Origin of the sequence: Myxococcus sp. CA005, assembly GCF_006518205.1 — a bacterium.
Taxonomy (GTDB): Bacteria; Myxococcota; Myxococcia; order Myxococcales; family Myxococcaceae; genus Myxococcus; species Myxococcus xanthus.
The window spans coordinates 67,361-77,763 of the sequence record NZ_SRLV01000037.1 but is presented as its reverse complement, the minus strand read 5'-3'; the positions used below and the strand labels follow the sequence as shown (position 1 = coordinate 77,763).

Genomic DNA, 10,403 nt, shown 5'->3' with positions numbered 1-10,403 from the left:
GTCATCCCCCTGGCGCGCCCCCCCGTGGAGGTCTTCACCCTCTTCCCCGACCCGGCACGGCAGGCCGAAGCCCTGCGCCAGGCCGCGGCGGCGGGTGTGCCGTTCTGCGAGGAGTGTGAAAAGCAGAAGCAACGGGCCGCGGCGTGAGCGCACCGGTCCCCCAGCTTCCGGGCCTGCTGCAGTGGATGCGTCAGGCCACGGAGGAAGCGCCCACCTCGGCGCTCTACGCCATCCTGGACGGGGCGCGGGCCCCCAACATCCACCGGCTGGTGCTCACCTGCGGCCTGACGCAGAGCTGCCTCTATGCGGGGAAGCTGCCACCGGAGCTGGTGGAGGTGGCGCCCTACCTGGTGCAACTGCGGCCCGGAGCGCCCGCCACGGAGCAACTGCTCGCCGCGGGCTGGGGCAAGAGCTGGGGCATCTTCGTGCAGAGCCCGGCCCACCCGGACGCGCTGCGGCGGCACCTGCGGCGCTTCCTCAAGGTCAAGGACGCCAACGGCAAGCCGCTGGTGTTCCGCTACTACGACCCGCGCGTGCTGCGCGTCTACCTGCCCACATGCACGGACGATGAGTTGGACTTCCTCTTCGGCCCCATCGAGCAGTTCTTCGCCGAGTCCGAGGACGGCGGCAGCATGCTCGCCTACGCGCGCCGTCCCGAGGAGGCGCCCCTGGACGCGCCGCCGCTGACCGTCCTCCCGACGCCGCTCATGTAGTGGCCTCGGCCCCCCCCCTGGGGCGCACCGTTGAATCGATGCGCCCCGGTCGGGCTTCCCCGCGTCAGTGCGCGGAGAGCAGAGGCCGGTCGAACGCGCGCGCCAGGCAGGCCTGGTTCGCCACGCTGTCCAGGTTCGTGTTGCGCATCTGGATTTCGTAGAACGGACGGCTCAGCGACGTCACGACGGGGTCCTGCACCCAGAAGGCCGTGGAAGGACTGGCCATGCCCGTGGCGAGGAACGGCGAAAGCGCGCCGTACTCGTCGATGTGCGTGAACTCGGTGCGCGTTTCGCGGCCGTGGCAGCCGTTGCAGGTGTTGCGCGAGAAGACGTGACGGGCGTCGTTGACGGAGATGCCCGACGCACGCCAGTACGAGTCCGTCGGCGACGAAATCCACGGGAACGCGCCGAGGAACGGCGTGCTCGACGTGGGGTACGTCGGCGGCACGGTGTAGCTGTTGGCCAGGATGGCGGGCGTGTTCGCGTTGATGAAGTCACGCAGCACCGTCGTGTTGTTGTGCGAATCACCCGGCGTCAGCACCGTCGGCTGGCCCTGCAGGCGGTTCACCGAGGGACCCGAGCCCATCAGGTGAAACTCACGCAGCTCCCACGGGTAGCGCAGCCACTCCTCGTTGGTGCGGATCTGGTTGATGGCGCTGCCGTTCGGCTTGCGGGGCGCGGCGTTGCGCACCACCACCTGCTGCGTGAGGCTCGTCAGCGCCGCATTGTACGCGGAGCTGCCCAGAATCATGGACGGCGCCGACAGGTTCAGCCACCCCTGCGCCCAGGTGCGGACCGCGTCACAGCTGGCGTGCGGGACACCGTACTCGAAGATGACCAGGAAGGGCCGCACGCCACAGGTCCCGCTCGAACGATCCACCGCGGCGAAGACGAAGCGCAGCTCGCCCGCGTTACCAGAAGCGTAGGCGGACGGCCCCGCGCTGGCGCCCAGGTCCAGGCGGTTGACGATGGCCACCAGCTTGAACGGCGACCGCGCCAGCTCCAGCGCGCCGCTCGAGCGCGGCCACGGCGTGAGGATTCGCGCGGTCATCGCCGGGCGCGCCGGCACCGTCCAGCCGTTGATGTTCTGGTTCACGGTCCACTGACGCAGCCAGTGCTCCGTCAGGTTTGCTGGCGACACGTACGAGCTCGCCATCTCCCGCATCAGGTGGTTGAACGTCCACACACCATTCGGGTTGCCGGCGTTCGTGCACGGGTCATACGTGCGCGTCGGGTCATTGACCACGTTGGGGTGGGTGATGATGAGCGAGTTCTCCGGCTTCACCGCGTGGGAGATGCCCGCGGGGAAGATGGGGATGGGGACACCCGGCCGGAAGACGTCGGGCGACAGCGGCGTGAGGACGCGCTCGGAGACACGGACGCGGTTGTCGAAGGTCGCGACCGTCAGCGGCGTCTGGGGATTGCGTTCCTGGAACTCGCGAATGCGGTCCTGCGTGGCGCGGTGGGTGACGAAGTCCACGTCGCCAATGGCGGAGAACACGCCGTCACCGGCCTGCTCGTCACCATCGAGGCCCTGGTCGTTCAGCACGAGCGCCTGCCCCGAGTCCGACACCACCGGAACCTGCTGATGCACCTGCCCCTGCGCGAGCTTCGCGCGGATGAGGCTGCGCGTCTTCGACGTCAGCTCGCCGTCGAGCGCGATGGCATCCATCGAATCGAGGATGGGCGCGGCGCCCGTCTGCGCCTGCTCCTGCGCCGCGGCCGCCGGCTCCTCCGATGAGAGGGATTCGGAGCCACCACACCCTGCGAGCAGGGATGCGGCGACGACGCCAGACCAGGTGCGCAACACGCCTGGAAACTTCTTGGAGGACTGCTTCATGGGGGACTCCTCGCGGGTAGACTGCAAACGCGGCCTTGTGCACCCCGCAGGCCAGAGTCCCCTTTCAACGCCTTCAAGCGCGGCGCGTGCGCCGCCGCTGGTGGCAATGACAAATCACGCCACAGCGTGACTCGCTCTGTAACAGCAGACGTCACAGACTCAAGGGAGAGTCATTGCAGTCCCAGGGTGTTGAATTGCAGCACGACCACCCGAGTACCCCGCACTGTCAATCCACGGGAAGCGGCCTCACCTCCAACTGCTTGGACGCGAGGAACTCCGGGTTGAACACCTTCGACGCGTAGCGGCTGCCGTGGTCGCACAGGAAGGTGACGATGCGCAGCCCCTCGCCCCGATGACGCCGCGCCAGCTCCCACGCGGCGCGCACGTTGAGGGCCGCCGATGTGCCCACCACCAGCGCGTCCTCGCGCGCCAGGTGGTAGAGCATCTCCACCATGTCCTGGTCCCCCAGGCGCATGGCCTCGTCCACCTGGGCCCGGCGGAAGTTCTCCGTGAGGCGCATGATGCCAATGCCCTCGGTGATGGAAGAACCGGGCCCTTCCATGCGCCCTTCGCGCACGTAGGTGAAGAGGCCCGAGCCCGGCGGGTCCACCAACACCACGCGCACGGCGGGGTTCTTCTCCTTCAGGTAACGGCTGACGCCGCCCATCGTCCCACCGCTGCCCACGGACGCCACCAGCACGTCCACGCGGCCCTCGCACTGCTCCCAGATTTCAGGGCCCGTCGTCTCGTAGTGGTAGTCGCCGTTGGCCGGGTTCTCGAACTGGTTCGCCCAGAAGCCGCCCTGCGCTTCCGCCAGCACGCGGGCCTGGTGGAAGAAGTGGTTCGGATTGGCGAAGGGCACCGCGGGGACCTTTCGGACCTCCACGCCCATGGCCTCCAGTAGCTCGTACTTCTCGCGGGCCTGGTTGTCCGGCATGGTGACGACCACGCGGTACCCGCGCTCGCGGCCCAAGAGCCCCAGGCCGATGCCGGTGTTGCCCGCGGTGCCCTCGAAGATGGCGCCGCCCGGCTTCAGCAGGCCCTGCGCCTCGGCGCACTGAATCATCCCCTTCGCGGCGCGGTCCTTGATGCTGCCGCCGGGGTTCATGAACTCGGCCTTCGCGAGGATTTCACACCCCGTCTGCCGGCTCAGCGAGCCGATGCGCAGCAGCGGGGTGTTTCCGACGGAGTCCCAGAGCGTTCCAATGCGAGGCGCCATGGGCTGTGCTTAACGCGAAGGGTGGCGCCCGTCACCGGGAACCACCGCCCTCAATCCGCCCGCATGGCCTCCACCGGATCCAACTTCGCCGCGCGGGCCGCCGGGTAGATGCCGAACAGGAGCCCCACGCCGCAGCTCATGAACAGGGCCAGGCCCACCGCCCACGGGGGCACCTGCATGGGAAAGCCCATCATCCAGTTGCCCAGGAACACCAGCCCGAAGCCCAGGCCCAGGCCCAGGGCGCCGCCCATCAGCGACAGCAGCACCGCCTCCGTGGCGAACTGTCCCAGGATGCGGCGCTTGCGCGCGCCCAGCGCCTTGCGCACGCCAATCTCCCGCGTCCGCTCCATCACCGACACCAGCATGATGTTGAGGATGCCGATGCCGCCCACCACCAGGGACAGCAGGCACACGCCCACGCCCGCGATGGTGATGACCTGGGAGAGCTGATTGAACGACGCCGTCACCGACTCGTTCGTGTGTAATTCAAAGTCGTTGGGCATGTTCGCCGGAACGTCGCGGCGCCGGCGCATCAGCGAGGCCACCTCGTCCTGCGCCTTGCTGAACAGCTCCGGGGACTTCGCCTGCACGCTGATGTCCAGCGAGCGCTTCTTCCCGTAGAGCTGGTGGAAGACGCTCAGCGGAATCATCACCTGGTTGTCCAGGCTGAACATGCCCAGCATGCTCCCCCGCTTCTGGAGCAGGCCGATGACGCGGAAGGGCCGGCCCTTGATGCGCACCTCGTGGCCCACCGGATTCATGCCCGGAAACAGCGCGTCCGACACGTCCGTCCCCAGCAGCGCCACATAGCGGCCGTCCAGCGCCTCCACTTCGTTGAAGTAGCGCCCGGCCTGCACCGACACCCCGCTCACCAGCGGGTAGTTGGCGGGCGTGCCGAACACGCGGACCGACGGCCGCGTCTCCGAGCTCGCCGTGGCCAGCTTCTGGCCACCCTCGTCGTCGGTGGGCACGACCGTCCCCACCGACGGGCAGGACTCCTCGATGGCCCGCGAGTCGGGCATCTCGAAGTCCTTGCGCTTGGCGAACTTGGCCCAGTTGATGCGCCCGAAGCCGCCCGCGGGCCACTTCGTCACCTGGAAGGTGTGGGCCCCCATCCGTCCCAGGTCGTTGTTCACCTTGACCCGCAGGCCCTCGATGAGCCCCATCATGGTGATGACCGTCGCCACGCCAATGACGATGCCCAGCAGCGTCAACAGCGAGCGCAGCGGGTTGCCCAGGAAGGTGCCCAACGCCAACCGCAAATTGTCCAGGAACGCTCGCATCGCGCTACTCGTAACGAAGGGCTTCCACGGGGTCCAGGTTCGCCGCGCGCGCCGCCGGCCAGATGCCGAACAGCAGGCCCACCAGCGCGGCGAAGCCCACCCCCGCCACCACGGTCATCGGCTGCACGTCCGCCGCGAGCGGCGTGATGAGCGACACCACCTTGGCCGTGCCCAATCCCACGGTCGTCCCCAGCAGGCCTCCCACCGCGGACACGCTCGAGGCTTCCATCAGGAACTGGAAGACGATGGTCCGTTTCCGGGCGCCCAGCGCACGCCGCACGCCAATCTCCCGCGTCCGCTCGCGCACCGACACCAGCATGATGTTCATGATGCCGATACCGCCCACCAGCAACGTGATGAGCCCCACGCCCACGGCCACGCCGTACAACGCGCCCGTGAGCTGCTCGTATGTCTGCGCCATGGCCTCTGGCCGGTTGATGGAGAAGTCGTCCTCCGCCCCCGGAGGCGTGGAGCGCACGCGCCGCATGATGCCGGTGAGCTGGTCCTCCGCGGACCGCATCTGCGAGGCATCCTCCACCGCCATGGCAATCTCGAAACTGCGGCCCTTGCCGAAGCTCGAATAGAACGTCTTGAAGGGGATGAAGACGAGCAGGTCCATGCTCTCCCCCACCATCTTCCCCTTGCGGCTGAGCGTGCCCACCACCTGGAAGGTGCGGTTGTCGATGCGAATCGACTGCCCCACCGGACTGACGCCCGGGAAGAGCCCGTCCACCACGTCCGCGCCCACCACCGCCACCGGCCGCGTCGTCGCGTCGTCCGCCTCGGTGAGGAAGCGCCCGCCGGTGATTTCGTAGCCAGAGATGTTGAGGTACTCGTGCGTCACGCCCTGGATGCGCACGGTGGACATCTGCTCGCCGCCATGCGCCACGTCCGACAGGCGAGACACCGCCGGGGACATGGCCGTCACGAAGGGCGCCAGCGTGCGCAGCCGCTGCATCTGCTCCAGGGTGAAGTTCTTCCGGTTGCGGTACTTCCACCAGTCGCCCTTGATCATCCAGGGCCACTTGGACACGTACATCGTGTTCGCCCCGAAGGTGGCCAACTGCTTGTGGAAGGACGTGTTGAGCCCCTGGATGATGCCGACGATGGCCAGCAGCGTGGCCACGCCGATGCCAATGCCCAGGGTGGTCAGCACCGTGCGCAGGCGGTTGGCCTTCAGGGAGAAGACCGCGATGCGTGCGCCCTCCAGCACATCCACGCGGAAGGCGGACCGCTGGCTCATGCGCCCCCCGCGTTCAGTACGTCCGTCGCCGTTCCCATGGCCACCGTGCGGCCGTCACCGTCCGCGACAATCTCTCCGTCGCTCAGGCGGATGGCCCGGGGGCAGCGCGCCGCCAGCTTGGGCTCGTGCGTGACGAGCACCAGCGTGTGGCCCCCCTTGTGGAGCTGCTCGAACAGGCGGACGATCTCCTCACCCGTCGCCGAGTCCAGGTTGCCCGTGGGCTCGTCGGCCAGCAGCATGGAGGGCTCGGACACCAGCGCGCGGGCAATGGCCACACGCTGGCGCTGTCCACCGGACAGCTCGTTGGGCCGGTGGTGCATGCGGTGGGTGAGCTGCACCTTGTCCAGCGCCGCCTTGGCCCGCTCGCGCCGCTCCCGCGCGCCAATGCCCCGGTACACCAGCGGCAGCTCCACGTTGGCCAGGGCCGTCTCCTTGGGCAGCAGTTGGAAGGTCTGGAAGATGAAGCCAATCTCCACGTTGCGGATGACGGCGAGTTCGTCGTCGCTCATGCGCGACACGTCCTTGCCGTTCAGCATGTACCGGCCGCTGCTGGGCGTATCCAGACAGCCGAGCACGTTCATCATCGTGCTCTTGCCAGAGCCGGACTGGCCAATGATGGCCACCCATTCGCCCCGGTTGATGCCGAAGGAGACGCCGCGCAGCGCGCGCACCTCTTCTCCACCCACGTGGAAGACGCGGGTGATGTTCTCCACCTGGATGAGCGGTCCCGCGCCGCTGGCCTGACTCACGACTTCCGACCGCCCTTCATTCCCGCGCCCTGCTCCGGCTCACGCACGATGTCGCCGTCGTTCAGCTCCTTCGACAGCGTCCGGTACGGACCTTCAATCACCCGGTCGCCATCATTGAGTCCGGAGACGATCTCCAGCTCCGTGTCAGAGGCGATGCCCGTCTGCACGCGGCGCACCTGCGCCTTGTTGCTGCTGTCCACCACGAACACGACCTTGGCCAGCGACTCCGTCCGCTTCGCCGTCAGCCCGCCCCCTTCGATGGGCGCCTTGTAGTCCGGCAGCGAGCGCTCCGAGCGCACCGTCACCGCCTGGATGGGCACCAGCACCACGTCATTGTGCGTCTCCGCGGAGATGCGCACCTCGGAGCTCATGCCGGGCAGCACGTTGGGCGGACGGGTGTCCAGCGCGACGGTGATGGGGAAGCTCGTCACCTCGGCCTCGGTGCCCTCGTTCTTGATGAGCGCCTTCTGGGCAATCTCCACCACGGAGCCCGAGTACGTCTGGCCCTCCAGTGCGTCGAGCGTGATCTCCGCGGGCTGGCCCGGCTTGAGGTGCACCACCTCGTGCTCGCCCACCTCGAACTTCACCTCCATGGCGCTGAGCGCGGCGATGGTCATCACCACGTCCTCGGACAGGTCCGAGCCACGAACACGCTCACCCACTTCACGCGACAGCTCGATGACGTTGCCGTCGATGGGCGACACCAGCGTCGTGCGCGTGAGGTCCGTCTGCGCCTGGTCCACGATGGCCATGTTGCGGGCCAGCATCTGCTTGGCCGATGCCAGCCGCGCATCCCCCGTGTTCTTCGTGGCCCGCGCCGTGTCCACCTCGGCGGCGGACGAAAGGCCCTTCTTCGCCAGGTCCTCCGCACGCGCGAGCTCCAACTGCGCGCGGCCCACCTCCACCTCCGCCACCTGCACGTCGGCGCGCGAGGCGTTCAGCGACGCCAAGGCCTGCTTGTGCGCGGCCTGGTAGAGGCGCGGATCGATGCGGCCCAGCACCTGGCCCTTCGTCACCGCCTCGCCGTCCTTCACCGCCAGCTCCACCAGGTCACCGGAGAGGCTGGACGAGATCTTCACCGTCGTGGCCGCCTGCACCTTGCCCGCGCCGGTGATAGTGCGGGTGATGGAGCCCTTCCGGGCCTTCGACAGCTGGACTTCGAGCGACGGCGGAGGACGGTCCTTCAACCCGCCCGCGGTGATGGCCGCAGCACCCAGGAACAACGCGCCAGCAATGGCACCCTTCCACCACTTCATTTCGACTCTCCCGGGCTCAGGGCGCCCATGGCCCGCTGCAATGAATAGCGGGCGATTTCGACATCGATCCTGTTTTCCAACAAGGCGAGCTCAGCGCGCGTCAGGCTCAGCTGCGCGTCGCGGACCTCCAGGGTGGAGCCCGCGCCAGCGCGGAAGCGCGCCTCCTGCATCTCCAGGCCCTGGGTAGCGACCTCGACGTTCTGCGCAGCCAGGCGAGCGGCCTCCAACTGGGCCTCCAGCGTGCGGTGCGCGGCGCGAACCTCACCTTCGATTTCCCGCGCCGTCTGCTCCAGCGTCAGCTGCGCCTTGCGGATGTCCGCCTCGGCGCGACGGGAGCTCGCCCCCGTGGACAGACCGGTGAACAGGTCCCAGCTCAACCCGACGGCCGCGGTAAAGCGGTTCTGCAGGCGCGGCTCGGTGAACACCAGCGAGGCGTCCGGACCGCCGCGGTTGTAGAGGCCCTGGGCCATCAGGCGCGGCAGGTACTCCGAGCGGGCAATGGACTGCTTCAGCTCCGCGGCGCGGATGCGCAGCTCCAGCGTCCTGAGCAGCGGCCGGTACGCGCGGGCCGACGCGAGCGCCTCGTTGACCGACGGCGCGGGCGGCGGCTCGGTCGTGAGCACGCCCGGGTCCTGGGCCGTCAGTACCTCGGTGCCCGGCCGGGCCAACCACACGGCGAGCTGGGACTGGTCGTTGACCAGCTGCCCGAGCATCGCGGTGTAGTTGATGCGGTCGGTCCCCAGGTTCACCGTGGCGGTGATCTCTTCATTCTTGCCCGTGCGGCCCGCGTGGAAGAGCGCCTGGGCTCGCTCCACCTGCTGCTCGCTCCGCTCGACGGTGGCCTTCAGCACCTGGAGCGTGGCCTGGGTGCGGTAGAGGGTGAAGAAGCGGCGGATGGCCTCCAGCTCGGAGGTGTCCGCCTCTTCCCGCGCCTGTCCCTTCTGCGCGTCACGCACCACGCCGCTCTGCTCCAACTGCTTCCAGCGGGCGCGGTCGTAGATGACCTGCGTGAGCGACAAGCCCAGGTCGTAGTTCTGGGTGCTGGTGGAGGGCGTCTCCACCGCGTTGCGGATGAAGCTTCCCGGGTTGGCCGGGTCCGGAACCGTGGTGAACTCCTGCCTGCGGCCGAACCAGATCTTTCCGGCCGACGCATCGAGCGAGAGCTGCGGCAGCAGCACCGAGCGGGACAGGTTCACGTCCTCGTCCGCGATGGCCACATCCAGCATGGCCTGGATGGCCGCGACGTTCTGCCGGCCCTCCGCGCGGGCCTGGTCCAGGGTGATGGGTGTACCGGAGTCCGAGGGAGCGGCGGCCAGGGCGACCGCGATCACGAAGGCGTTCATTGCGCACCTGCCTGGGCGGGAAGGCCGATGAGGAAGATGCCCGCGTACATGGCGTACAGCGCCACCGCCAGCAGCACCGCACGCCCACGACTCATCCCGGTGGCGGCGGAGAAGCCCAGCCCCAGCAGGCCCGTGCTCCAGAGGTTGAAGAAGTCCACGGTGGACGCCACGCGCTGCATCTTCGGACTCAAGCCTTGCAACACGGCTCCCAGGTTCGACGGTACGAGGTTCATCACCCGCGCCATGGTAATGGAGTGCTGCGCCGCGACGCAGAGGGTCAGGATGAGGTGGTAGAGCGCGATGGGCAGTAGCGCCAGCACGGCCGCGGACAGCAACTGCTCGAAGGACGCGGGCCGGTCGAAGAGCCAGCTGACCACCCACAGGATGCAGGCCAGGAGCAGCGCCATCAGCGGCATCAGGATGACGCCCTTGGCGATGCCACCGACCAGCGCCTTTCGCGACTCCGTTTGGATCTTGTCCGTGAGGTCCGCCTCCGACAGCCCCATCAGCTGACCAGAACCCTGGAGCTGGCGGATGACGTCAGGCGCGACGTCCCAACGGAGGGAAAAGAGCGTCCCGGAAGCGGACACGCACAGGGCCAGGATGAGGAGAGGCCACACCCAGCGGCGCGCCTCGACGGCAGCACGGGTCCCATCGAGGGGATCGACGAAGACGCGGGCCGGTTGAGCAAGAGAAGTCATATGGTGGTGGAGGTCTCGGAGCGATGTACGTCGCTCGTCCTCAGGCAATTGCCTGG

Annotated in this window: 9 protein-coding genes; 1 reads left to right on the top strand and 8 read right to left on the bottom strand. The window is 68.2% G+C overall.

Annotated features, from left to right (window positions below; translation table 11 throughout):
- Nucleotides 1–143 precede the first annotated feature (143 nt).
- Nucleotides 144–713 (top strand): DUF4123 domain-containing protein, encoded by a 570-nt coding sequence (locus tag FMQ63_RS18250; protein WP_020478844.1) that lies wholly within the window; start codon nucleotides 144–146, stop codon nucleotides 711–713.
- Nucleotides 714–777: 64 nt separating this feature from the next.
- Here FMQ63_RS18250 and FMQ63_RS18245 read toward each other — a convergent pair whose 3' ends face one another.
- The 8 genes from FMQ63_RS18245 to FMQ63_RS18210 form a co-directional block, all read right to left on the bottom strand.
- Nucleotides 778–2,553, bottom strand: a complete 1,776-nt coding sequence (locus tag FMQ63_RS18245) for a hypothetical protein (protein ID WP_225909310.1) — start codon at nucleotides 2,551–2,553, stop codon at nucleotides 778–780.
- Nucleotides 2,554–2,779: 226 nt separating this feature from the next.
- A complete protein-coding gene (locus FMQ63_RS18240; RefSeq protein WP_011554174.1) occupies nucleotides 2,780–3,772 on the bottom strand; it encodes a cysteine synthase A in 993 nt (330 codons plus the stop codon).
- Nucleotides 3,773–3,822: 50 nt separating this feature from the next.
- Nucleotides 3,823–5,055, bottom strand: a complete 1,233-nt coding sequence (locus FMQ63_RS18235) for an ABC transporter permease (RefSeq protein WP_011554175.1) — start codon at nucleotides 5,053–5,055, stop codon at nucleotides 3,823–3,825.
- 4 nt (nucleotides 5,056–5,059) lie between these two features.
- Nucleotides 5,060–6,298, bottom strand: coding sequence for an ABC transporter permease (locus FMQ63_RS18230; RefSeq protein ID WP_011554176.1), 1,239 nt, complete (start codon nucleotides 6,296–6,298; stop codon nucleotides 5,060–5,062).
- The gene (locus FMQ63_RS18225) at nucleotides 6,295–7,047 is read right to left on the bottom strand and encodes an ABC transporter ATP-binding protein (RefSeq protein WP_011554177.1); all 753 of its coding nucleotides are present in this window, start codon (nucleotides 7,045–7,047) and stop codon (nucleotides 6,295–6,297) included. Before FMQ63_RS18225 ends, FMQ63_RS18230 begins: the two co-directional genes overlap by 4 nt.
- Nucleotides 7,044–8,303 (bottom strand): efflux RND transporter periplasmic adaptor subunit, encoded by a 1,260-nt coding sequence (locus tag FMQ63_RS18220; RefSeq protein WP_011554178.1) that lies wholly within the window; start codon nucleotides 8,301–8,303, stop codon nucleotides 7,044–7,046. The genes FMQ63_RS18225 and FMQ63_RS18220 overlap by 4 nt, the downstream gene beginning before the upstream one ends.
- Nucleotides 8,300–9,646, bottom strand: a complete 1,347-nt coding sequence (locus FMQ63_RS18215; protein WP_011554179.1) for a TolC family protein — start codon at nucleotides 9,644–9,646, stop codon at nucleotides 8,300–8,302. Before FMQ63_RS18215 ends, FMQ63_RS18220 begins: the two co-directional genes overlap by 4 nt.
- A complete protein-coding gene (locus FMQ63_RS18210) occupies nucleotides 9,643–10,347 on the bottom strand; it encodes a YIP1 family protein (RefSeq protein ID WP_171452249.1) in 705 nt (234 codons plus the stop codon). The genes FMQ63_RS18215 and FMQ63_RS18210 overlap by 4 nt, the downstream gene beginning before the upstream one ends.
- Nucleotides 10,348–10,403 lie beyond the last annotated feature (56 nt).